This window comes from Streptomyces sp. NPDC005576 (genome assembly GCF_042871745.1).
GTDB lineage: Bacteria > Actinomycetota > Actinomycetes > Streptomycetales > Streptomycetaceae > Streptomyces.
The window spans coordinates 542,379-566,216 of sequence record NZ_JBIAJC010000002.1 but is presented as its reverse complement, the minus strand read 5'-3'; the positions used below and the strand labels follow the sequence as shown (position 1 = coordinate 566,216).

Below are 23,838 nucleotides of genomic sequence, written 5' to 3'. Positions count from 1 at the left end.
ACGCGCAACGAGCCTTGTCGCGCGTCGGCCCGAGGCGCGAGACGCGAGACGCGAGGCCGGAGCTCCGCCCGTGGTCGCACAGGCCGGTCACCGCGTGGCCGAGGGGTGACGACCTGCCCGCCTTCGTCGTGCATGTACCGGTTCTGTACGACGTCCGTCACAGCTGCGCGACAACTCCCGGCAGTCGGCGTTCCCGGTCGTTCGACAGAGCGCCACTGACCGATCGTCAGTCGGCGCACCGCGGCTCCCCCGGTCCCCCACCCCGTCGCGGTGCGGCAACGCGCAGAGAGGCGACACTCGATGACGGACAGAACGCTCTGGTCCTACAAGGACATCGCCGCGCACATCCGGGTCCTGCCGGACACCGTGCGCTCGTACCGGAAGCACGGCTTCCTTCCCGACCCCGACCAGGTGGAGGACGGCCGGCCCTACTGGTACGCGGACACCGTCCGCCTCTGGGTCGCCCGCCGACCCGGCAACCGCAACCGCGCCCGCACGCTCGCGAGCTGAGAGAACGAGCGAGGAGTGGAGGAGCGGAGGAGCGAGGAGCGGAGGAGCGGAGGAGCAAGCGCATCCACCGTCGCTCGGGCAGGGCCCCGACGTCCGGGGCCCCACATCCAGAGCCCGCGGCGTCCGGGCCCCGCCTCGCAGCGCCCAGGACCGTGCGCCGCTATCCGTGGCGTATGTGCCCCGGTTCGATGATCGTCACCCCTGCGCCCGGGGCGGTGCCCATCGCGGCGAGCGCCGCGGGGGCGTCGGCCAGACCGATGACGGAGGTGACCAGGAGGTCGGGGCGCAGGCTTCCCGCACGGACCATGTCCATCATCGGCGGGTAGTCGTGGGCCGCCATTCCGTGGCTGCCGACGATCTCCAGTTCCAGCGCGATCACGCGTGCCATCGGAATGGCGGGGTCCCCGGCCGCCGGGGGCAGGAGCCCGACCTGCACATGGCGTCCGCGCCTGCGCAGGCTCCGCACGGACGCGGCGCAGGTGACCGGCGACCCGAGGGCGTCGAGCGAGAGGTGCGCCCCGCCGCCGGTGAGTTCCCGGACGGCGGCGTCGGCGCCCTCCGGATGGGCCGACGCGTCCACGCACGCCGCCGCTCCGAACGACTTCGCCAGGCCGAGGGCGGCGGCCGAGACGTCCACGGCCACCACCCGGGCCCCGGCCGCCACCGCGATCATCACGGCGGAGAGGCCCACCCCGCCGCAGCCGTGCACCGCGACCCACTCCCCCGGCGCGACCCGGCCCTGCCCGACGACCGCGCGGAACGCCGTGGCGAAGCGACACCCCAGCCCTGCGGCGGTGGCGAAGGAGAGTTCCTCGGGCACGGCCACCAGGTTGACGTCGGCGTTCTCCAGCGCGACGTACTCGGCGAACGAGCCCCAGTGGGTGAAGCCGGGCTGGGTCTGCCGCTCGCACACCTGCTGCGCTCCCGCGGCACATGATGCGCACCGCCCGCAGGCGCAGACGAAGGGGACGGTGACCCGGTCGCCGGGGCGCCAGCCGGTGACTCCGGCGCCGACCGTCTCGATCACTCCGGCGAGTTCGTGGCCCGGCACGTGCGGAAGGGTGATGCCCTCGTCGTGCCCCATCCAGCCGTGCCAGTCGCTCCGGCACAGCCCGGTCGCCTCGACCCGGACCACCGCACCCTGTGGGGCGGGGACCGGATCGGGTACCTCGCGCACCCGCGCCTCTTGCCCGAACTCCTCGAACACCACTGCCCGCATGGGCCCGCCCCTTCCGTCACGTCTCGCGTCCCGTGGGGACGGTACGGACGGTACGGTGCGCCGCGCGTTCGTGTCCCGACGCCCGTACCCTGCCGTCCTGCCGCCCTGCTGTCCTGCCGCCCTGCCGCCCTGCCGCCCTGCCGTCCTGTCCTCCTGCCGGGACCGGGCGCCGGGGCGCCGGCGTCAACTGCCGCCGGGGATCGTGGTGGTCCGGCCGCCCGGGTCGGAGGCGGACTTCACCCCGCCGTCCGCTCCCTGGGCCGGTACGGACGCGGCGGCCCCGGGGGTGCCGGCGGACGCGGCGTAGCGGGCCGCGGCATGGTCGAACGCGGCGTGTGTGGACAGGGCGTACGCGGCGGGGGCGTAGGCGGCGGGGGCGGCGGTTGCCTCGCCGAGACCGAACCTCCGGTGGAAGGCGCGCAGCGGGGTGGGGGCCCACCAGGTGGCCCGGCCCATCACCTTCATGACCGAGGGCACCAGGAGGCTGCGCACCACCATGGCGTCCATCAGTACGGCCAGCGCGATACCGAGTCCGAGCATCTTCGTGTTGGTCACCCGTGAGGCCCCTATGGCGACCATCACCACCGCCAGGATCACGGCGGCGGCCGTGATGAGTCCTCCGGTGTGGCGCAGCCCGAAGGCGATGGAGCCCTCGTGGTCACCGGTCCGGTCGAATTCCTCCTTGATGCGGGAGAGCAGGAAGACGCCGTAGTCCATGGAGAGACCGAAGGCGACGCAGAACATCAGCACGGGCAGGGTGGTCTCGATGTCACCGGTGCTGGTGAAGGAGAGCAGGCCGGACAGGTGGCCGTCCTGGAAGACCCAGACGACCGCGCCGAACATCGCCGTCAGGCTGAGGGCGTTGAGCGCCACCGCCTGTACGGGGATGAGGATGCTGCCGGTGAGCAGGAAGACCAGGAGCAGGGTCACCACGACGATGATGGCGACGGCCCAGGGGAGCCGGTCGGCGATGGCACTCTTCGAGTCGACGAGTACGGCGGCCGTCCCGGTCACCGAGGTCTCGACGGGTGCGTCGAGCGCGCGGAGATCGTGGACGAGCCGCTGGGCTCCGGGCCCGACCGCTTCTCCCTCCGGCACCACGCTGTAGGCGGCCGAGTCGGCCGCCCTCACCGGTCCGTCCACCCGCGCCACGCCTTCGGTACCGGCGATCCGCTCACGGAGTGCGGTGTACTGGGCCGGGGTGGCGTGCCCTCGGGCCAGCAGGGTGAGGCCGCCACCGGGAGAGCCGGGGAAGCCCTCGCGGATGTGGTCCTGCACCACGCGGGACGCCGAGCTCTCGGGCAGCTGGCGGTCGTCGGCCGTACCGAACTTCACGCCCAGGAAGGGCAGTCCCAGCAGGACGAGCGCGGCCAGGGTGGCCATGGCGAACACCGGAGCGCGGCGCATCACCAGGGTGGCGAGACGGGCCCAGCCCCGGCCGGCCGTGACGCTCTCCGTCACCGCGGCGCCTCTCCGGCGGGCCAGCGCGTGCCGCAGGTCCAAGGCGTTGACCCGGGGACCGAGCAGCATCAGCGCTGCGGGCAGCAGGACGAGGGCCGCCCCGGCCGCCAGGAGCACCACCGCGATTCCGGCGTAGGCGAAGGAGCGCAGGAAGTACTGGGGGAAGACGAGCATCGCCGAGAGCGAGACCCCGACCGTGAGCGCGGAGAAGAGCACGGTCCGCCCCGCCGTGCGGAGTGTGGTGCCGATCGCGGAGCGCGGGTCCGCACCGGCGGCCATCTCCTCGCGGAACCGGCGCACGATGAAGAGGGCGTAGTCGACGGCGAGTCCGAGGCCCAGGGCGGTGGTGAGGTTCTGGGCAAAGACGGAGACGTCGGTCAGCTCCGTGATGCCGCGCAGCACGGCGTTGGTCCCCAGGATCGCCACGATGCCCACGCCGAGGGGCAGCAGGGCCGCAACCGCGCTGCCGAAGACCATCACCAGCAGGACGAGGGTGACCGGCAGGGCGACGAGCTCCGCCCTCAGCAGGTCCTCCTGGATGATCGACTGCATCTCGTGGCGCACGGCGATCGGGCCGCCGACCGAGACCTCCACCGGACCGTGCTCGCCGTCGAAGAGGGGGGCGATCCGGTCGAGCGTCTCTCCGGCGTCCTTCTCCTCGCCGGTGATGTGTGCGGCGATCAGCGCTTCGTGTCCGTCCCGGGCCCGCAGGGCGGGGGTGTGGGTCTGCCAGTACGAGCCGACGCCGGTGATCCCTTCCTCCGCGGCGAGGCGGTCCGTGAGGCGCGAGGCTTCTGCCGCCACGGCCGGATCGTCGACCGAGGCGGCCCCGCTGTCGATCAGCAGCAGGACGTTGGGCTGGGAGGAGGGGAACTCCCGCTCCAGCGCCCGGGTCGTCCAGGCCGATTCGGCGTCCGGGGCCTCCCAGCCGCCACTGGCCATCCGGTCGCCGACACCACTCCCGGCGAACACCGCGAGTGCGGTGAGCACGAGTGCCGCCAGCAGGGCGAGCCGGGGCCGGGCCGTCACGAGACGGGTCCAGCCACCGAGCCGCTGCGGGCCCTTGGCTACAGGCATGATGCGGGGTCCCCTCCACCAGGCCCTGGCTGCGCGGGGCAGCACGGACCGGCCATTGCCACGTAGACTGGCAAACACGAGTGCTCGCTCGCGTTTCTCAAGAATGCGAGTACCCGCTCGTGTTTGTCAATCACTCTTCTGAGGGCTGGGGATGGGCCATGTCTGGGACCGGAGCTGGGACCGGAGCCTCTGGGACCGGAGCCGAGCGGGCCGCCGACGCGACGCCGGGAGAATCGGCGGGATCGACAGGCGCTCGGGTCGGCACGGGTGACGCACAGGGCGGCACGGGTGGCGCGGGCGGCGGCAGGGGCGCGGCCGGCCGTACGGCACCCGCCGCGAAGGCGGGCCCGCACGGGGGATCGACATCCCCCACACGGTCGAACCCCCGGCCGAACCCCCGCCCGAACCAGGCCCCTCCCGCGAGCCGGGACCCGGACGGGAGCACCCCGCCTCCTCGCCGCCGTCAGGCGCGCGGCGAGGCGCGCATCGCCCAACTGCTCGCGGCCGCCGCCGACGTGTTCCGCACGCAGGGGTACACCGCCGCCAGCACCAACGCCATCGCCCGCGAGGCCGGCGTCTCGCCCGGCACGCTCTACCAGTTCTTCCCCAACAAGGAGGCGATCGCCGTCGAGCTGGGCGACCGCCTCCTCGCCCGCTGGCAGGAGACGTACGGCGAGGCCATCACGCTGAGCCACACCGAACTCGCGCTGGACCGCATGCTCGACACGGTGCTCGATCCGCTGATCGCCTTCAACACCGAGAACCCGGCGTTCTGCGTCCTCATGCAGGGCGGAGAGGTACCCGGCCGCATCACCGAGAAGCACGATCTGGTGCACGACGCGATGCTCACCCGCGTCACCGTTCTCCTGGCGGGTTACCTGCCGGAGCTTCCCGGCGCCCAGATACGGCGCGTCGGGGTCATGGCCTTCCAGTTGTTCAAGGCCGGGATCGACTTGATCATGACGCACGGGGGCGAGGAGCGGGAGGCGTACGCCCGCGAGTTGAAGACGGTGATGTTCCGCTACCTGAATCCCCTGCTCGACGAGGCGAACCGGCTCTCCCGGGCCCCGGATTCCGCCTGACCGCACAGGGCGCCACCCGGCACGAGCCATGGCGCGATCCATGACCCCGCGCACGGCCCGGCGCACGGCGCGTCGAGCACCCCGCTCAACGGCATATGCCCCGGAACATCCCAAACGGTGCGACGACATGCCCCACCAACGACAGTCACGCCTCCACGACACGCCCGTGACGCCCCGGCCCGGACGCAGACCGCGCGCTTGAGCGACGCAGACCGCGGGCCCGAGCGGCGCACACCGCGGGCTTGCGCGACTTGTCTCGATCCCTGATGGTTTCGCATGGTCCACCAGGGTTCCACACGATTTCGGCGGGTCACTTTCCCGACTCCGGCCGGTGAGCGAGGAGCCTTCACGGCCCGGCCGGTGAGCGGGGAGCCTCCACCGGGAGCCGGCGCGCCCCACCCCCCGCCACCCCTCCAACCCGCGCGTTCGACGGCTGCGCGGGCAACGCCGGAACGCCGGACACGGCAGCGAGGCGCTCGCCTTGATACCCCCTAGGGGTATAGTCTTGAGAGAGAAACAAGAAGGCTTCGGTCCGGTCCGGACGCACACCGGGCGGCCCGGGCCCTTCATACAACGCTCAATGTGCCGATTTGTTGCGCTTTGAACTCCGGCTGAATGTCGAGGTCAACGCCCGCTCTTCGGCATCCGATCAGAGGAGAACGCCCATGACCGCCGAGACCCAGACCCCTCAGGCCGCCCGCTCCTGCTGCTCGTCCGGGGCCGACCACGGCGCACCCGCCGAGGTGCGGATCGACACGGTCACCGCGGTCTACGAGGTGCAGGGCATGACCTGCGGCCACTGCGAGGGCGCCGTCACCGAGGAGCTCTCCGCCATCGACGGGGTGACGGAGGTGAAGGCGGTCGCCGCCACCGGCCGGGTGACCGTCGCCTCCCGGGCGCCGCTGACCGAGGAAGCCGTGCGCGCCGCCGTCGACGAAGCGGGCTACGAGTACGTCGGCAGGGCCTGAGACAGCAGCCACGCCGGCAGGACCTGACACCCCAGCCACCCAGGCAGGGTCTGACAGCAGTCCGGTCCGGCCGCCCCACCTCTCACCCTTCGGGCCGGCTGCCACCAGCAGATACTGGTGGGGTACGGCCCGAACGGTTTTTCCCAGGAGTTCGGACATGGCCAACATCACCACAGCCGAGGCCCCGGCCCCGGAGACCTCCGAGACCGAGCTGATGATCGGCGGCATGACCTGCGCCTCGTGCGCGGCGCGAGTCGAGAAGAAGCTGAACCGGATGGACGGCGTGACCGCCTCGGTCAACTACGCGACCGAGAAGGCCCATGTCGCCTTCGGCCCCGGCACGGACCTCGCGGATCTCGTCGCCACCGTCGAGCGGACCGGCTACACCGCCACCCCGCCCCCACCGCCGCCCGAGCCGGAGCCGGTCGCGATACCCGGCGCGGCGCCCGGGACGGAGGCCGAAGCGTCCGAGGGCGAAGCATCCGAGGGCGACGACGGACCGCTCGCCGCTCTCCGGCAGCGTCTGACCGTCTCGGTCCTGCTCTCCGTGCCGGTGATCCTCCTCGCGATGGTCCCGGCCCTCCAGTTCGACAACTGGCAGTGGCTCTCGCTGACCCTCGCCGCTCCGGTGGTCGTCTGGGGCGGCCTGCCGTTCCACCGCGCCGCCTGGACCAACCTCCGGCACGGCGCCGCGACCATGGACACGCTGGTCTCGGTCGGCACACTGGCGGCCTTCGGCTGGTCGCTGTGGGCGCTCTTCTTCGGCGATGCCGGGATGCCGGGCATGCGGCACGGGTTCGATCTGGTGGCCTCCCGCGCCGACGCCTCCTCCGCCCTCTATCTGGAGGTCGCGGCCGGGGTGGTGAGCTTCATCCTGCTCGGCCGCTATCTGGAGGCCCGGTCCAAGCGGAAGGCCGGTTCGGCACTGCGGGCGCTGATGCACCTGGGTGCCCGGGACGTGGCCGTCCTCAGGAGCGACGGTACGGAGGTACGCGTCCCGGTGGCCCGACTGGCGGTGGGCGACCGCTTCGTGGTGCGCCCCGGCGAGAAGATCGCCACCGACGGCACGGTCACCGAGGGCGAGTCGGCCGTGGACGCCTCGATGCTCACGGGTGAGTCCGTGCCGGTGGACGTGGGCCCCGGGGCCACGGTCACCGGAGCCACCGTGAACGTCTCGGGCCGGCTCGTGGTGGAGGCGACCCGGGTCGGGGCCGACACCCAGCTCGCCCGGATGGCCCGGCTCGTGGAGGACGCCCAGAACGGCAAGGCCGAGGTGCAGCGCCTCGCCGACCGCGTGTCGGCCGTCTTCGTACCGGTCGTGCTGTTGATCGCGGTGGCCACGCTGGTGACCTGGCTGCTGGTGACGAGCGATGTGACGGCCGCGTTCACCGCCGCCGTCGCCGTGCTGATCATCGCCTGCCCCTGCGCCCTGGGGCTCGCCACTCCGACCGCGCTCATGGTCGGTACGGGGCGCGGCGCACAGCTCGGCATCCTCATCAAGGGCCCCGAAGTCCTGGAGACGACCCGGCGCATCGACACGATCGTGCTCGACAAGACCGGCACGGTCACCACCGGCCGGATGGCGCTCCGGGCCGTCCACACCGCACCCGGCACCGACGAGGACGAGGCGCTGCGGCTGGCCGGGGCGCTGGAGCACGCGTCGGAGCACCCGGTCGCCCGCGCGGTGGCCGCCGCGGCGGCGACGCGCCTGGGGGCGCTGCCGGCCGTGAGCGGCTTCGGCAACACGGCCGGGCTCGGTGTGCGCGGCACGGTGGACGGACACACGGTCCTCGTCGGCCGCCCCGCGCTCCTCGCGGAGGCCGGTATCACCCTGCCGCCGGAGCTGGAGTCGGCGCTCGCCGGGGCCACCGGCAGCACGGCCGTGGTGGTCGGCTGGGACGGGGAGGCCCGCGCGGTCCTGGAGGTCGCGGACACCGTGAAGGAGAGCAGCGCCGAGGCGGTCGCCGAGCTGCGGCGACTGGGCCTGCGCCCGGTGCTGCTGACCGGTGACAACCGGGCCGTGGCCGAGTCCGTGGCGCGCGCGGTCGGCATTGACGAGGTCTACGCCGAGGTGCTGCCGCACGAGAAGGTGGAGGTCGTCCGGCGCCTTCAGGCGGAGGGCCGGTCGGTCGCCATGGTCGGCGACGGCGTCAATGACGCGGCCGCTCTCGCCACCGCGGATCTGGGGCTGGCGATGGGGACGGGGACCGATGCGGCCATCGAGGCGAGCGATCTCACACTGGTTCGTGGAGATCTCAAGGTGACGGGGGCCGCGATCCGGCTCTCGCGGCGTACGCTGTCCACCATCAGAGGCAATCTCGTCTGGGCCTTCGGGTACAACGTGGCGGCCCTGCCTCTTGCTGCGTTCGGCCTGCTCAACCCGATGATCGCGGGAGCCGCCATGGCGTTCTCGTCCGTGTTCGTCGTGACGAACAGCCTGCGCCTGCGCTCCTTCACGTAATTCCCACAAAGAGATCTAGATCACATCGATTTGAGGGTAACCATTTCATTGGTTCGTGAGTCGTAGAGTGCGATGCCAAGGATGTCTTGGGGGACGTCCGATGAAGTGTCTTGGGGGACGCTTCATGGCAAGCGTTGGCCGGGGCACGTGCACCGGGGAGCTTTGAGCGGCCCTCCCGTACGTACCCCGGCGGACCGCAGCAGGACAAGGGAGTGCAGACTCCCTGCAGACGCCCGGCCGGATCCCGTGGGGGGAATCCGCTCCGGGATATGGGAAGCGCCCTGTCCGTCGACCCGTGGGGGGATCGGCGGCGGGGCGCTTCCTGCTGTGACGGCCGTGACAACTGCGACGGACCGGTGCCGCTCCCACCGGGCTCTGCCCCACAACGCCGAATCGCCCCGGACACCGCGCCCTGTGCGGGCGCGGTACGCGGGGCGAAGTCAGTCGGCCGAAAGAGGCCGGGCGGTGCGGGTACTTCTCTTGACGCGGCGCTGCGGGACAGCGAGTACTACGGGTCCTACGGGCGATTCCGGTACCACGTGGACGACGGGTGGCCTACGGGTACGGCGCCACGCGGCTCACGCGGTCGTCGCGCCGTACCGGTCCACCCGGCGCCCTGTGCGGGGCCGGCCGGGGTGGGTCAGCGGCCCTCGACGGGGACGAAGTCGCGGAGGACCTCACCCGTGTAGATCTGGCGCGGGCGGCCGATGCGCGATCCCGGCTCCTTGATCATCTCGTGCCACTGGGCGATCCAGCCGGGGAGGCGGCCGAGCGCGAAGAGCACGGTGAACATCTCGGTCGGGAAGCCCATGGCCCGGTAGATGAGACCGGTGTAGAAGTCCACGTTGGGGTAGAGGTTGCGCGAGACGAAGTACTCGTCGGAGAGCGCGTGCTCCTCCAGCTTGAGCGCGATGTCGAGCAGCTCGTCGGACTTGCCGAGGGCCGACAGGACGTCGTGCGCGGCAGCCTTGATGATCTTGGCGCGCGGGTCGAAGGACTTGTACACCCGGTGGCCGAAGCCCATCAGGCGGACGCCGTCCTCCTTGTTCTTCACCTTGCGGATGAAGGAGTCGACGTCGCCGCCGTTGGCCTGGATGCCTTCCAGCATCTCCAGCACGGACTGGTTGGCGCCGCCGTGCAGCGGGCCCCAGAGCGCGGAGATGCCGGCGGAGATCGAGGCGAACATGTTCGCCTGCGAGGAGCCGACCAGACGCACGGTGGAGGTCGAACAGTTCTGCTCGTGGTCCGCGTGGAGGATGAGCAGCTTGTCCAGCGCCGAGACGACGACCGGGTCCAGCTCGTACTCCTGGGCGGGGACCGAGAAGGTCATGCGCAGGAAGTTCTCGACGTAACCGAGGTCGTTGCGCGGGTAGACGAACGGGTGACCGATCGACTTCTTGTACGCGTACGCGGCGATCGTCGGGAGCTTCGCCAGCAGGCGGATCGTCGAGAGGTGGCGCTGCTCCTCGTCGAACGGGTTGTGGCTGTCCTGGTAGAAGGTGGACAGCGCGCTGACGACCGAGGACAGCATGGCCATCGGGTGGGCGTCGCGCGGGAAGCCGTCGAAGAACCGCTTGACGTCCTCGTGGAGCAGGGTGTGCTGGGTGATCTCGTTCTTGAACGTCGACAGCTCGTCGACCTTCGGGAGGTCACCGTTGATCAGCGTGTACGCGACCTCAAGGAAGGTCGAGCTCTCGGCGAGCTGCTCGATCGGGTACCCGCGGTAGCGGAGGATGCCCTGCTCACCGTCGAGGTAGGTGATACCGGATTTATAGGCGGCGGTGTTGCCGTAGCCGCTGTCCAGCGTCACGAGACCGGTGTTGGCCCGCAGCTTCCCGATGTCGAAGCCCTTGTCGCCGACGGTGCTGTCGATCACCGGGTAGGTGTACTCGTCATCGCCGTACCGCAGTACTACAGCGTTGTTGGTGTGCTCGCTCACGTCATCCCTCACCGACGTAGTGCCTCTTCTTCGAGGTGCCCTGACTGTCTCAAGGTGCCCTGACTGTCTCCACCCTCCCCCATTTGGCTCAGGAGAGTGCACTCGGGGTCGTCCATTGGACCTAATGGCGGCACTGAGTGCCGTCAACTTAGTCATCCTGCCCCCTCCCCCGTGGTTCCGGAAGCCCTGCGTGATGTTTCCCACCGATTTGATCGATCATTTTTTCGGTGAGTCTTCCTCCGCCCCTCCCCTGAGCCGGAAATCCAGCGCCGTACAGCGTCTCCCGGCGGAAACCGTGCGGACCGCCTGCCCGATCGCCTTGCGGGAGCCGACCAGGACGACGAGCCTCTTCGCCCGGGTCACCGCCGTGTAGAGGAGGTTGCGCTGGAGCATCATCCAGGCGCTGGTGGTGACCGGGATGACGACGGCGGGGTACTCGCTGCCCTGGGAGCGGTGGATCGTCACGGCGTAGGCATGGGCGAGCTCGTCCAGCTCGTCGAAGTCGTACCCGATCTCCTCGTCCTCGTCGGTCCGCACCGTCAGCCGCTGTTCGTCGGTGTCGAGCGAGGTCACGACGCCGACGGTGCCGTTGAACACGCCGTTCTCGCCCTTCTCGTAGTTGTTGCGGATCTGCGTGACCTTGTCGCCGACCCGGAAGACCCGGCCGCCGAACCGCTTCTCCGGCAGCTCGGGACGGCCCGGGGTGATGACCTGCTGGAGCAGGCCGTTGAGGTGTCCGGCGCCGGCCGGGCCCCGGTGCATCGGGGTGAGGACCTGGATGTCGCGGCGCGGGTCGAGGCCGAACTTCTTCGGCAGGCGGCGGGCCGCCACGTCCACGGCGAGCACCCCGGCGTCCTCCGTCTCGTCCTCCACGAAGAGGAAGAAGTCGTCCAGCCCCTGGGTGAGCGGTGGCTGCCCGGAGTTGATGCGGTGGGCGTTGGTGACCACGCCGGACTGCTGGGCCTGGCGGAAGATCCGAGTCAGCCGGACGGCCGGGACGGGGCCGCCCTCGGCGAGCATGTCCCGCAGCACCTCGCCCGCGCCGACCGAGGGGAGTTGGTCCACGTCGCCGACGAGGAGGAGGTGGGCACCGGGTGCCACCGCCTTCACGAGCTTGTTGGCGAGCAGCAGATCGAGCATGGACGCCTCGTCCACGACCACCAGATCGGCATCGAGCGGACGGTCCCTGTCGTACGCGGCGTCCCCGCCCGGCTTCAGTTCGAGGAGGCGGTGCACGGTGGACGCCTCGGCGCCGGTCAGCTCGGAGAGCCGCTTCGCCGCCCGCCCGGTGGGGGCGGCGAGGACGACCTTGGCCTTCTTCGCTCGGGCCAGCTCGACCACGGACCGTACGGTGAACGACTTCCCGCACCCCGGGCCGCCGGTCAGCACGGCGACCTTCCGGCTCAACGCGAGGCGTACCGCCGCCTCCTGCTCGGGCGCGAGCGTGGCCCCGGTTCGCCGGGCCAGCCACTCCAGCGCCTTCTCCCAGTCCACGTTCTGGAACGCGGGCATCCGGTCCTCCGGGGTCCGCAGCAGCCGGCGCACCTGCCCGGCGAGGGAGAGCTCCGCCCGGTGGAACGGTACGAGGTACACCGCCGTCACCGGCTCCCCGCCCTCCGGCGACGGCACCTTCTCCCGTACGACGCCCTCCGGATCGGCGGCCAGTTCGGCGAGGCACTCGATGACCAGCCCGGTGTCCACCTGGAGGAGCTTCACCCCGTCCGCGATCAGCCGCTCCTCGGGGAGGTAGCAGTGGCCCTGGTCGGAGGACTGGGAGAGGGCGTACTGGAGTCCGGCGCGCACCCGCTCCGGGCTGTCGTGCGGGATGCCGACCGCCTGCGCGATCCGGTCGGCGGTCAGGAAGCCGATGCCCCAGACGTCGGCGGCCAGCCGGTAGGGCTGGTTCTTCACCACGGAGATCGACGCGTCCGCGTACTTCTTGTAGATCCGCACCGCGATCGAGGTCGAGACCCCGACCGACTGGAGGAAGATCATGACCTCCTTGATCGCCTTCTGCTCCTCCCAGGCGTCGGCGATCTTCTTCGTGCGCTTCGGGCCGAGCCCGGGGACCTCGACGAGCCGCTTCGGTTCGTTCTCGATGATGTCGAGGGTGTCGGTGCCGAAGTGGGTGGTGATCCGGTCGGCCATGACCGGCCCGATCCCCTTGATCAGCCCGGAGCCGAGGTAGCGGCGGATGCCCTGGATGGTCGCGGGGAGCACCGTCGTGTAGTTCTCCACCGTGAACTGCTTGCCGTACTGCGGGTGCGAGCCCCAACGGCCCTCCATCCGCAGCGACTCCCCCGGCTGCGCGCCGAGCAGCGAGCCCACCACGGTGAGCAGGTCGCCGCCCCGTCCGGTGTCGACCCGGGCGACGGTGTACCCGTTCTCCTCGTTGGCGTAGGTGATCCGCTCCAGGACCCCTTCGAGCTCGGCCAGGTGGGGTGAGGTGGGCGGAGTGGGCGCGGAGGACATGGATCGACGGTAGCGGGCAGCGCCGACAGGAGGGGAGTCGCGTGGGCCACGGCCGGACGGCGCCCCGGCCGGGGTGTCCCGGTCGGGCCGCCGCCATCGCCCGAAAACCGGTGGAGCCGCGTCCCCGCGTGCCGTTACCGTGCTCCCGCCCCGCTCCACCCGTGGTCACCCGGTCAAGGACACGCCGTTGTACACCAAGTGAGACACCCCGAGCGCTGAACCCTCGCGCGTCGCCGCCGTGCGCCGCGCACCTTCTCGCTGCGGTCCTCCCACTGGAATCGGTGTTTCTCCATGTCCAAGAACCGAGCCGTCGCGCCCACCAACCGCCCTTCCACCACAACCTCACCGACCGTTTTCCCGGTCACCGCCGGACTCGCTACCCCGGAGCGGACGACGGTGCCGCGCTTCGAGCTTCCGAGCCCGATACTCGACACCAGCCTCTGCCGGGCGGCGGAACTCCTCCGGAGCCGTCGCGCACGCCGCCGCACCACAGGCCCGCACGGTACGGGGCGGCCGGCCTGGCAGTCTCCGTACGGCCCGCCGCAACACCGTGCCCGCCGTGGCCGGTGGGCGCCCGTGCCGGGGGTGACCGACGCCCCCTCGGTCGTACGACAGGGATACCTGTGCGGGCGGTGCGAGTGATCCGGGCACTGAGCCGGCGCTGATCCGATCCGAGAGCCGGGCTGAGAGCCTGGCCGGGGCAGGGCCCCGGCGGGGCGCTTCCGGACGGCTCGCACCAGGCCAGGGGCGAGGGGGCAGGCGCCTACCGACAGGGGGGACGGGACGGCATCCGGCGGCATGCTCGTCGGCCCTCGCCCCGCCCCCACCCTTCATACGCGCGAGAACCGAACGTACGTGCAAGGCGTCGCTAAGCTGCGGAACCAACTTCTGCTGTCGCCGACCCCCTTTTTGGCCCGGCGCCACTCCTCGCCGCGAAGGACCCCCATGCCCGGTTACCGTCTGCCCCTCCGCCGTATCGCCGCCCTGGCCGCCGCACCCGTGGCCGTACTGCTCCTGACCGCCTGCGGTGGGAACGGGGTGCACGGGACGATCACGGAGAAGGAGTACAAGGCGGCCACCACCACGTACACCAACGAGCCTGTCACCCGCCGCGAGTGCTCCTCGACCAGGAAGAACGGCAAGACCAAGAAGTCCTGCCACCAGGTGAAGACCGGCGCCACCAAGCGCGTCGCGCACCGCAAGGACGAGTGCTACCAGGTCGAACTGGACCACGACGCGCACGAGTTGTGCATCTCGAAGAAGAAGTGGAACAAGGTGCGCGTCGGCGACAAGTGGTGACCCGGGGCAGGGCGCCAGGGGTGCCCGCAGCTACACCGGATCACCACCGGCAGCGGCGTCGGCTTCGAACACTTCGGTGGACTCGATGACCTCGCCGTCCAGGGTGTCGCTGTCGTCGTCATCGTCTCCGACGCATCTCGCGTCCAGCCTCGCGCCCCGGCTCTCCGCGACGCGTTTGACGTCCCGGAGCGACTCGCTCAGCCGGTTGGCGAGGAAGCGGAACTCCGCCCCCGTGACCCGCTGGTCCGCCAGCAGCGCGGTGGCGTGGTCGAGCAGGTCACCCGCCATACCGAGTTGGACGCTCTCGATGTTGTCGGCCAGCCGCGAGACGTAACCGGTGCCCTCTCCCAGGACGTAAGCAGGCTTGCCCCCGGCTCCGGTCCACGGCAGCAGCCGGAACGTGCCGCCTGCGCGGTGCGTGTTCGCACCGTCCATGCCGTCCCTACCGTTCACGCGGCTACTCCGGTGTCGTGGCTGGGGCGGGAGGTGAACGCGATCCGGTCGGCACGCCGCTCGTGCGCGACGAGGTAGGGGCGGACGAGTGCGGTGTCCTCCCCGCGCAGCGGGCGCCCGCCGATACAGCGAACGGTGGGACCGGCCGGGCACGCGTGGGGGTGCCGAACGGCGGCCGGTAGGGGGCTCACCAGTCGCCTCAGCGAACCGGTGAATCGGCGGACAAGGTCCTTCATCTCTGCGTTCTCTCCTTCTGATGACCGACAGCCACGAACGAGTGCGTTCCGTGGTGAATCCATCACAGAGTGAGGTCGCGGATGGCTACGCTGCCAGGGGTTCGGGCTTGACAGCTCGCCTGTCAGGAAAAGGGGAGTTGGTACCGCATGGTTGTGGAGCAGAAGCCTCGGACTTTGAGGGAGAGGTACGGGGCGGAACTGCGGCTGCGGCGGTTGGCTGCCGGCCTGAAACAGGAGGAATTGGGCGCTCAACTGCTCTGCTCGCCCACCCTGGTTAGCCATTGGGAGGCGGGGCGACGGCTACCGAACCCGAATGACGCACAACGGATCGACCTTGTATTACAGACTGACGGCTTCTTCTTCCGTTGGCTGGAGGATCTTGACCCCCGATTCGCGCAGTACTTCCAAGCGGTGATCGAGCTGGAGCGCGAGGCAACGGAGATCCGACAGTACGGCGCCTCTCTCATTCCTGGCCTGCTCCAGACAGAGGCATACGCGCTTGCCGTGTTCCGGGCCTACCGCACCAACTACAGTGCCGAACCACTTGACGACTGGGTCGTCAAGCGCATGGAGCGCGGTCAGTTGCTCACCAAGTCATCGACCCCGGTAGCTTGGACGCTGCTGGACGAGGCGGCTCTCCGGCGTACCACCGGCGGCCCGGGCGTTATGGCTGAGCAGTTGCACAAGGTGGCGGACATGGCCGAGGCCGGTCGCCTGCGTCTGCACGTGCTGACTTTCGCGTCGGGTGCCCATGCCTTGCTGGAAAGCATGCTCTACCTGCTGGATTTCGCAGATGCGAGTCCAATCGCCTACGTAGAGGGCATCCTTACCGGGCATCTGATGGACCAACCGGCTGACGTTGAGGCGTGCCAGAGGGCCTACACGATTGCCTTGAGTGACGCGGCCTCCTGCCAGGAGTCAGTAGCCCTCGTCAGAAGCATCGCAAAGGAGTACGAGCATGCGCACCACGCAAGTCAAGGTGGCTGACGTCCAAGCGCTCACTGGTTGGTTCAAGTCCACTTACAGTGGCGGAGGCGGCGGTGCAAGCGACTGCCTCGAAGTTGCAAGTGGCTACTCCTCCGTCCCCGTCCGCGACAGCAAGGTCGCCAACGGCCCCGCGCTAGTCTTCTCCACCGCCGGCTGGTCCTCGTTCGTCGCCGCCGTCAAAAGCGGCGGCGTCGGAGTCTGACCGACCGCTGTTCATCACAGCCGTCTGCCCACAGCAGGGGGTAGGCGAAGCGCCGGTGCTCCGCAGGTTCGTGGTCAGCGACGTCGTCGGCCAACGCACCACGGTCCATGTGGGGGTCTCCTCCGACCTCGGCCACCGGTGGCCTCTCCCCCGTGCGCACAGTCACGCCCGCGCCAGAAAGCTCGCCCGCAGCCCCGGGTCACGGAGCAGCGCCAAGGTCTCCTCCTCGCCGTCGAAGAGCAGTTCGGCCGCAGGGTGGCCGGACTGGTGGAACATCGCGGCGAGTACGTCGGCGAGTGGGCGGTCCCAGGCGACGCGGGCGACCTCGTCGGCCTTGGCGTGCTGGCCCCGGTCGGTGGCGATGCGCCAGAGTTCGACGGACTGCTTGGCCGTGGCGTAGGCGGTTCGGCGCCCGGCGACGAGGACTCCGCGCCGGTTGAGGCCGAACACGTCTATGCAGGCGTCGCCCTGGGCGCTGAGCCCCCGGTACGTACAGAGCGGCAGCACCAGCCGCAGGTGGTGCAGGGGGTCGTCGAGGGTGGGGTCGAGGAGGAGCGGGCTGCCGTCCCGGGGGGAGCGGGGGAACAGGTCGCGCTTCTGGTTGCTGTTGCAGTAGGAGCACGCCAGCAGGTAGTTGGTCCAGTCGAAGGTGCGCAGCGGCGCTTGGCTCTTCGGCTCGAAGTGGTCGATGTCGGTGCCCTGGCTGTCGCCGCAGTACATGCAGCGCTGGTGGCCGGGGGCCATGTCGGTGAGGGCGGCGAGGACTCCGGGGCGTATCCGGCGGCGGACGGCGAAGCGGCCCCAGAGGCCGATCGCGGTCGCCTTGCGGTCGGAGTCGGCCGCGTCGGCTATCTGCCGGGTGTACGTCGCTAAGTGTTCCCGTGTGTCCGGGGGCAGTTCGGTGCGGGCCAGTCGGATCACTTCGGGTCGCCGACCTCTCCGTCCTCGTCCGGGTACACGTCGGAGGCGACTTGGTCGGCGATCCGGTACAGCCGGGCGGAGACCTCGTGGGCGCGGGCGGTCGGGGAGCTGGTCAGGAGGCTCTTCAGCTCCTTGTACCGGGCGACGGTCTCGGGGGAGGTGTCACCCTCGTACACCTTGGATTCGAGCGCCACGAACTCGGCGCGCGCGTACTCGGCGCGTTCCGAGTAGGGGGTGTCCAGCCCGAAGAGGTCGGAGAGCACCGCGTCGTCGCCGCTGCCGTAGACGACGCGTTCGTACAGGTCCTCCGGTACGACCTCCGGGGCTGCGCCCTCGTCCACGCCGGGGAGGCGGATCAGGCCGCCGGGGTCGGCGGCCTGGCAGATGTAGGGGCTGTGGGTGGTGACGATGAACTGGATGTTGGGGAAGTGCGTGGTCAGCCAGGGGCCGATGCGGCGCTGCCAGGAGACGTGGAGGTGGGCGTCGATCTCGTCGATGATCACGACTCCGGGGACCTGGAGCGGACTCGGGCCCTCGCCGCCCCCGCCGAGCGCGTGGTCCCCGAAGGTGTCGTGGATCTGCTTCAGCAGGTCGACGACGAGGGCGGCGACGGTACGGAACCCGTCGCTCATCTCCCGCAGCGGGAAGCGGTGTCCGCCCCGGGTGACCCAGAGTCCTTCCGAGTCGACGTCTTTGATGCGGTAGCCGTCCGGGAGGAGCCCGTCGCCGAGCACGGAGAGGGCGGCCTCCTTGAGGGCCAGCGCGCCTTCCCGGCCTTCGAGCGCGCGCAGATGTTGTTCGATCAGCCAGGCGACGCCCTCCGCCAGTGAGGCGTCCTCGTGGAAGAGGCTCGCCTGCCGGGCCACCGGTCCCGAGGCGAGCATCAGTCGCTGTACGTCGCCCGAGCCGCCGGCCATCCGCCGGAACGGGCCGTACGCGGCGCAGAACCAGCCCACCGGGTTGTCGGCCCACGGCCCGCGCTGGGCGGCGCTGGCGCTCTGGGTACGGGAGTTGCTCCGGATCTCGCCGAGCGCGGGTTGCGCGCTCTTGCGACCGGCCGCCGATTCGCCGGGGGGCGTCCAGCGCAGGCCCGTACCGAACTTGTTCTGGGTACGGCCCGAGGCGGTGAACTTGTCGAAGTCCTTGTCCCGGACGATCTCCGCCGAGGCGCTGCCCGACTCCGCCCCGCGCGTCACCCAGTTCTCGAAGCCCTGGACCAGTCCACGGGCGGCCACCGGGCCGCTGAGGGCCAGGGCGAGGGCGCGCAGCAGGGTGGTCTTCCCGGCACCGTTGCGGCCGGCGAGGACCGTCCAGCCCGCGTGCGAGCCGTCCGGGCGGGTCAGGGTCAGGTCGACTTTTCGCGGTCCGTTGAACGACTTGATGTTCTCGATGGTGACGCGGGAGACGTACATGGCTGCTGACGGTTCCTTCCGGGGCGGGAGAGTCCGTATCGGGAGTCCGTGTCGGGAGAGTCCGGGTCGGGCCAGGAGGAGCCGGCGCGGGTGGAGTGGAGAAGAGAGGGCCGGGGCTGCACCGCCGCGGGGCGCTGTACGGACGTTGGGTCGCTGTACGGACGGACCGAGGAAGGACCGCCCACGGACGCGGTGGGCGGTTGTCCGAGTTTACGAGGCACGGGGCGCGGCGGCGTAGCCGTCGGCGCACCCAAAAAGCCGGACCCAAAAAGCCGAACCCGGAAAGTCGCCCGCCCAGAACGTCGTGAAACCGCGAAGGCGAGCCCGGGCGGCGGCGACCCCGGGAAAGCGAAACGGGCCCGGCCTCGCGGCCGGACCCCTCTCGCTTTCCCCCCGTCGGGCCTTCCCGTTCCCCCCGGACCCCTCCCCGGAAGCCCCGACGCAGAATGTGACCGGGCAAGGGTGCGAAGGGTTGTACGCCTTGACCAATCCTTTACCATGGCCGCCGGAAGCGCTCCCAGCAGGGGTTTCCCGCCTTCCAGGAACGCCAGGGACGCCGGAGACACCCGGCCGCGCCCTGAGAGGTGATCAGCAGGCGTGCTCCAGGAAGCGGGCCGCCACCTCGGCGAGGACCTCGCCGCCGTCGCGGGCCCAGAGCCCCTCGTTGAAGATCTCCACCTCGATCGGGCCGTCGAATCCCGTCGCCTCCACCAGCGTGCGCAGGGCGCGGAAGTCCACGCTCCCGTCACCGAGCTGCCCCCGGCCCAGCAGGACGCCCTCGGGGAGCGGGGTGATCCAGTCGGCCAGCTGGAAGGAGTGGATACGGCCTCCGGCGCCGGCGCGGGCGATCTGCGCGGGCACTTGGTCGTCCCACCAGAGGTGGTACGCGTCGACGACGACGCCGACTTGCTCGGCCGGGAAGCGTTCGGCGAGGTCGAGCGCCTGGGAGAGGGTCGAGACGACGCACCGGTCGGACGCGAACATCGGGTGCAGCGGCTCGATGGCGAGGCGGATATCGCGCTCGGCCGCGTAGGGCGCCAGCTCGGCGAGGGCGTCGGCGATGCGCTCGCGGGCGCCGGCGAGGTCCTTGCTGCCCTCGGGCAGGCCGCCGGAGACGAGGACCAGGGTGTCCGTGGAGACGCCCGCCGCCTCGTCGATCGCCGCGCGGTTGTCGTCCAGGGCGCGGGCGCGCGCCTCCGGGTCGATCGCGGTGAGGAAGCCGCCCCGGCAGAGGCTGGTGACGGTGAGGCCCGCGTCGGCGAAGAGCCGTCCCGCGCGCTCGACGCCGTACTTCTGCACGGGTTCGCGCCACAGGCCGACCTGGCCGATGCCCGCCTTCGTGCAGCCCTCGGCGAGTTGCTCAAGGGACCACTGCCGGATGGTCTCCTGGTTGATGGAGAGACGGCTGACGCCGGTCCCGTCGCTCATCGGGTTCCTCCCTGGACGGTCAGCAGCGCCCGCATCCGGCTCTCCGCCAGTTCGGGGTCGGGGAAGAGGCCGAGCCGGTCGGCGAGTTCGTACGCCTTGGCCAGGTGCGGCAGCGAGCGGCCCGACTGGAGGCCGCCGACCATCGTGAAGTGCTCCTGGTGTCCCGCCAGCCAGGCGAGGAAGACCACGCCGGTCTTGTAGAAGCGGGTGGGCGCCTGGAAGAGGTGGCGGGAGAGCTCGACCGTCGGGTCCAGCAGATCCCGGAACCCCTGGGTGTCGCCGGTGTCCAGGACCCGTACGGCGTGCGCGGCGAGCGGGCCGAGCGGGTCGAAGATGCCGAGGAGGGCGTGGCTGAAGCCGCGTTCGTCGCCCGCGATCAGCTCGGGGTAGTTGAAGTCGTCGCCGGTGTAGCAGCGGACGCCGCTGGGCAGCCTGCGGCGCACGTCGATCTCGCGGGCCGCGTCGAGCAGCGAGATCTTGATGCCGTCGACCTTGTCCGGGTGCTCGGCGATGATCTTGAGGAAGGTGTCGGTGGCCGCGTCCAGGTCGGACGAGCCCCAATACCCTTCCAGCGCCGGGTCGAACATCGGGCCCAGCCAGTGCAGGACGACCGGCTCGGTGGCCTGGCGCAGCAGGTGGGCGTAGGTCGCCGCGTACTCCTCGGGCCCCTCGGCCACGGCGGCGAGCGCGCGGGAGGCCATCAGGATGGCCTGCGCGCCGCTCCCCTCGACGAGGGCGAGTTGCTCCTCGTACGCGGCGCGCACCTCGGCGAGGGTCGCCGGGCCGGTGAGCTGGTCGGTGCCGACCCCGCAGGCGATCCGGCCGCCGACGGCCTTCGCCTCGGCGGCGGAGCGGCGGATCAGTTCGGCGCCGGCGGCCCAGTCCAGGCCCATGCCGCGCTGGGCGGTGTCCATCGCCTCGGCGACCCCGAGGCCGTGCGACCAGAGGTGGCGGCGGAAGGCGAGGGTGGCGTCCCAGTCGATCGCGGCGGCCCCGTCCGGGCTGACGTCGGCGTACGGGTCGGCGACGACGTGGGCCGCGGAGAAGACGGTGCGCGAGGCGAGCGCCGCGCCGCCGGGGGCCAGGTCCAGGGGGGTGGTGCGGGGCTCGTACGCCCCGTGCGGGAGGTGGATCGTCACAGGGTCAGCTCCGGTACGTCGAAGCGCCGGCCCTCGGCGGCCGACTTGAGGCCCAGCTCGGCGAGCTGCACACCGCGGGCGCCGGCCATCAGGTCCCAGGAGTACGCCTCGTCGAGGACGACGTGGCGCAGGAACAGCTCCCACTGGGCCTTGAAGCCGTTGTCGAAGGTGTCGTTGTCGGGAACCTCCTGCCACTGGTCCCGGAAGGACTCGGTGACGGGGAGGTCCGGGTTCCAGACCGGCTTCGGGGTGGCCGAGCGGTGCTGGACGCGGCAGTTGCGCAGGCCCGCGACGGCGGAGCCGTGGGTGCCGTCGACCTGGAACTCGACCAGCTCGTCCCGGTTGACGCGCACGGTCCAGGAAGAGTTGATCTGGGCGACGGCCCCGCCCTCCAGCTGGAAGATGCCGTACGCGGCGTCGTCGGCGGTCGCGGCGTAGGGCTTGCCCTGCTCGTCCCAGCGCTGCGGGATGTGCGTCTGGACGTGCGCCTGCACGGTGGTGACCTTGCCGAAGAGCTCGTGGAGCACGTACTCCCAGTGCGGGAACATGTCCACGACGATGCCGCCGCCGTCCTCGGAACGGTAGTTCCACGAGGGGCGCTGCGCCTCCTGCCAGTCGCCCTCGAAGACCCAGTAGCCGAACTCGCCGCGCACGGAGAGGATCTCGCCGAAGAAGCCGCCGTCGATCAGGCGCTTCAGCTTGAGCAGGCCCGGCAGGAAGATCTTGTCCTGGACCACGCCGTGCTTGATGCCGGCGTCCCGGGCGAGGCGGGCGAGGCCGAGGGCGCCCTCCACATCGGTGGCGGTGGGCTTCTCGGTGTAGATGTGCTTACCGGCGGCGACGGCCTTCTTGATCGCCTCGACGCGCGCCTGGGTGACCTGGGCGTCGAAGTAGATGTCGATGGTGTCGTCGGCGAGCACGGCGTCCAGGTCGGTCGACCACTCGGTGAGGCCGTGCCGGGCGGCCAGCTCTTCCAGCGCGTGGGCGCGGCGGCCGACGAGGACGGGTTCCGGCCACAGCGTGTCGCCGTTGCCGAGGTCGAGGCCGCCCTGCTCGCGGATCGCGAGGATCGAGCGCACCAGGTGCTGCCGGTATCCCATACGACCCGTCACGCCGTTCATGGCGATGCGCACAGTCCTGCGTGTCACGAAAGTTCCCTCCGTACAGCCGTAGCAAGCGCTTTCTATCGTGTATGAAGCTAGCCTGCCGACAGCGGCCCGGACAAGAGGGGCGCCGCGACCAACCTCCGAGGAGAACAGACACGATGACAGTCACCCTGGCGGACGTCGCGGCACGCGCCCGGGTGTCCCCGGCCACCGTCTCCCGCGTGCTGAACGGCAATTACCCGGTCGCCGCCACGACGCGCGAACGCGTGCTGCGTGCCGTGGACGACCTGGACTACGTGCTCAACGGGACGGCCAGCTCGCTCGCCGCCGCCACCTCCGACCTGGTCGGCATCCTGGTCAACGACATCGCGGACCCGTTCTTCGGCATCATGGCGGGCGCCGCGCAGTCGGAGATCGGCGTCCCGGGCGACGGCTCCTCCCGGGCGGGCGGCGAGAAGCTCGCGGTCGTCTGCAACACCGGCGGCTCCCCCGAGCGCGAACTCACCTACCTCACCCTCCTCCAGCGCCAGCGCGCAGCGGCCGTCGTGCTCACCGGTGGCGCCCTGGAGGACCCGGGACACCAGGCGGCGATGGCCGCCAAGCTGGGTCGGCTCGCCGACGCGGGCACCCGGATCGTGTTCTGCGGGCGCCCCCCGCTCCCCGCGAGCGACGCGGTCGCCGCCGTCCTCACCTTCGACAACCGGGGCGGCGGCCGGCGCCTGACCGAGCACCTGATCTCGCTGGGCCACCGCCGGATCGGCTACGTCGCGGGCCCCCGGGAACGCACCACCACCCGCGACCGCCTGGAGGGCCACCGGGCGGCGATGCGGGCGGCGGGCCTGATCGGCCCGGACGGCCCCGCCGAGGGCGTCGGCGACGAGGACCGGCTCACCGTGCACGGCCCGTACGACCGCCGCTCCGGCTACGAGGCCACCCTCGAACTCCTGCGCCGCGAACCGGGGGTGACCGCCATCATCGGTGCCAACGACTCGGTGGCCCTGGGCGCGAGCGCGGCCGTACGCGAACAGGGGCTGCGCATCCCCGAGGACGTCTCGGTGGCGGGCTTCGACGACCTGCCGTTCTCGGTGGACGCCGTCCCGGCCCTGACGACGGTCCGGCTGCCGCTGTACGAGGCGGGGGCGCGGGCGGGACGGCTGGCCATGGGCACCGAGACCCCGCCGCCCGGCGGCATCGCGACGATCGGGACGGAGCTGATGGTGCGGGGGTCCACGGCCCCGCCGCGCGGCTGAACGCGGGCGGCGGGCCCCCCTCACGGCCCCGGCCCCGACCTCGTGGAAGGCGCCGTAGAAGCCCCTTGGGTAAGCCCCTTGGTAGACCTCGTAGAAAGCGCTCTCTACAAGGGGTTACGGTGGTTACCGCGTCGGATTCCGGGTGACCTGCACGGGTACGGGTAGGGGAGGCTTTCGGCCGTCCCGTCTCCGCCGCGCACCCCGGAGCGGCAGCGG

The 23,838-nt window shown here is 71.0% G+C and carries 18 protein-coding genes and 1 pseudogene; 8 read left to right on the top strand and 11 right to left on the bottom strand.

Annotated elements, in window-relative coordinates; translation table 11 throughout:
- Positions 1-300 precede the first annotated feature (300 nt).
- A complete protein-coding gene (locus ACFYPN_RS05855; protein ID WP_358757146.1) occupies positions 301-510 on the top strand; it encodes a MarR family transcriptional regulator in 210 nt (69 codons plus the stop codon).
- 160 nt (positions 511-670) lie between these two features.
- On the opposite strand, the gene ACFYPN_RS05850 is transcribed toward ACFYPN_RS05855, so the two are convergent.
- Both ACFYPN_RS05850 and ACFYPN_RS05845 read right to left on the bottom strand, forming a co-directional pair.
- Complete coding sequence (locus tag ACFYPN_RS05850) at positions 671-1,729, bottom strand: zinc-dependent alcohol dehydrogenase family protein (RefSeq protein ID WP_389296854.1); 1,059 nt, start codon at positions 1,727-1,729, stop codon at positions 671-673.
- A 183-nt stretch (positions 1,730-1,912) separates the two neighbouring features.
- Positions 1,913-4,267 carry an MMPL family transporter gene (locus ACFYPN_RS05845; RefSeq protein WP_389296852.1) on the bottom strand — a complete coding sequence of 785 codons (2,355 nt, stop codon included), beginning with the start codon at positions 4,265-4,267 and terminating at the stop codon, positions 1,913-1,915.
- Between the two features lie 440 nt (positions 4,268-4,707).
- Here ACFYPN_RS05845 and ACFYPN_RS05840 point away from each other — a divergent pair.
- The 3 genes and pseudogenes from ACFYPN_RS05840 to ACFYPN_RS05830 all read left to right on the top strand — a co-directional run.
- A pseudogene (locus tag ACFYPN_RS05840) lies at positions 4,708-5,349 on the top strand (TetR/AcrR family transcriptional regulator); the annotation flags it as partial.
- A 665-nt stretch (positions 5,350-6,014) separates the two neighbouring features.
- On the top strand, positions 6,015-6,317 hold the full coding sequence (locus ACFYPN_RS05835; RefSeq protein ID WP_358757153.1) for a heavy-metal-associated domain-containing protein: 303 nt from the start codon (positions 6,015-6,017) through the stop codon (positions 6,315-6,317).
- Between the two features lie 157 nt (positions 6,318-6,474).
- Positions 6,475-8,778, top strand: a complete 2,304-nt coding sequence (locus ACFYPN_RS05830; protein ID WP_389296849.1) for a heavy metal translocating P-type ATPase — start codon at positions 6,475-6,477, stop codon at positions 8,776-8,778.
- 640 nt (positions 8,779-9,418) lie between these two features.
- On the opposite strand, the gene ACFYPN_RS05825 is transcribed toward ACFYPN_RS05830, so the two are convergent.
- On the bottom strand, positions 9,419-10,717 hold the full coding sequence (locus ACFYPN_RS05825) for a citrate synthase (RefSeq protein WP_358757157.1): 1,299 nt from the start codon (positions 10,715-10,717) through the stop codon (positions 9,419-9,421).
- 216 nt (positions 10,718-10,933) lie between these two features.
- A complete protein-coding gene (locus ACFYPN_RS05820) occupies positions 10,934-13,189 on the bottom strand; it encodes an ATP-dependent RecD-like DNA helicase (protein WP_389296847.1) in 2,256 nt (751 codons plus the stop codon).
- Between the two features lie 945 nt (positions 13,190-14,134).
- On the opposite strand from ACFYPN_RS05820, the gene ACFYPN_RS05815 reads away from it, so the two are divergent.
- On the top strand, positions 14,135-14,488 hold the full coding sequence (locus ACFYPN_RS05815; protein ID WP_389296846.1) for a hypothetical protein: 354 nt from the start codon (positions 14,135-14,137) through the stop codon (positions 14,486-14,488).
- A 30-nt stretch (positions 14,489-14,518) separates the two neighbouring features.
- On the opposite strand, the gene ACFYPN_RS05810 is transcribed toward ACFYPN_RS05815, so the two are convergent.
- Together ACFYPN_RS05810 and ACFYPN_RS05805 are read right to left on the bottom strand one after the other, a co-directional pair.
- Positions 14,519-14,941: a hypothetical protein gene (locus ACFYPN_RS05810; protein WP_389296844.1), complete on the bottom strand. Its 423-nt coding sequence runs from the start codon at positions 14,939-14,941 to the stop codon at positions 14,519-14,521.
- Positions 14,938-15,177, bottom strand: a complete 240-nt coding sequence (locus ACFYPN_RS05805) for a hypothetical protein (protein WP_358757162.1) — start codon at positions 15,175-15,177, stop codon at positions 14,938-14,940. The genes ACFYPN_RS05810 and ACFYPN_RS05805 overlap by 4 nt, the downstream gene beginning before the upstream one ends.
- Positions 15,178-15,324: 147 nt before the next feature.
- Here ACFYPN_RS05805 and ACFYPN_RS05800 point away from each other — a divergent pair, with 147 nt between their 5' ends.
- Both ACFYPN_RS05800 and ACFYPN_RS05795 read left to right on the top strand, forming a co-directional pair.
- Complete coding sequence (locus tag ACFYPN_RS05800) at positions 15,325-16,164, top strand: Scr1 family TA system antitoxin-like transcriptional regulator (RefSeq protein WP_389296842.1); 840 nt, start codon at positions 15,325-15,327, stop codon at positions 16,162-16,164.
- Entirely contained in the window at positions 16,136-16,366 is a 231-nt protein-coding gene (locus tag ACFYPN_RS05795) for a DUF397 domain-containing protein (protein WP_389296840.1), read from the top strand. Before ACFYPN_RS05800 ends, ACFYPN_RS05795 begins: the two co-directional genes overlap by 29 nt.
- Positions 16,367-16,528: 162 nt before the next feature.
- On the opposite strand, the gene ACFYPN_RS05790 is transcribed toward ACFYPN_RS05795, so the two are convergent.
- From ACFYPN_RS05790 to ACFYPN_RS05770, 5 genes are all read right to left on the bottom strand, one after another.
- Positions 16,529-17,287, bottom strand: coding sequence for an HNH endonuclease (locus tag ACFYPN_RS05790; protein ID WP_358757166.1), 759 nt, complete (start codon positions 17,285-17,287; stop codon positions 16,529-16,531).
- Complete coding sequence (locus ACFYPN_RS05785) at positions 17,284-18,699, bottom strand: AAA family ATPase (RefSeq protein WP_358757168.1); 1,416 nt, start codon at positions 18,697-18,699, stop codon at positions 17,284-17,286. The genes ACFYPN_RS05790 and ACFYPN_RS05785 overlap by 4 nt, the downstream gene beginning before the upstream one ends.
- A 588-nt stretch (positions 18,700-19,287) precedes the next feature.
- Positions 19,288-20,127: a sugar phosphate isomerase/epimerase family protein gene (locus ACFYPN_RS05780; RefSeq protein WP_389296838.1), complete on the bottom strand. Its 840-nt coding sequence runs from the start codon at positions 20,125-20,127 to the stop codon at positions 19,288-19,290.
- On the bottom strand, positions 20,124-21,266 hold the full coding sequence (locus tag ACFYPN_RS05775) for a dihydrodipicolinate synthase family protein (protein WP_389296836.1): 1,143 nt from the start codon (positions 21,264-21,266) through the stop codon (positions 20,124-20,126). Before ACFYPN_RS05775 ends, ACFYPN_RS05780 begins: the two co-directional genes overlap by 4 nt.
- The gene (locus tag ACFYPN_RS05770; RefSeq protein WP_389296834.1) at positions 21,263-22,414 is read right to left on the bottom strand and encodes a Gfo/Idh/MocA family protein; all 1,152 of its coding nucleotides are present in this window, start codon (positions 22,412-22,414) and stop codon (positions 21,263-21,265) included. The genes ACFYPN_RS05775 and ACFYPN_RS05770 overlap by 4 nt, the downstream gene beginning before the upstream one ends.
- A gap of 116 nt (positions 22,415-22,530) precedes the next feature.
- On the opposite strand from ACFYPN_RS05770, the gene ACFYPN_RS05765 reads away from it, so the two are divergent.
- The gene (locus tag ACFYPN_RS05765) at positions 22,531-23,622 is read left to right on the top strand and encodes a LacI family DNA-binding transcriptional regulator (RefSeq protein WP_389296833.1); all 1,092 of its coding nucleotides are present in this window, start codon (positions 22,531-22,533) and stop codon (positions 23,620-23,622) included.
- The last annotated feature ends 216 nt before the right edge of the window (positions 23,623-23,838 follow it).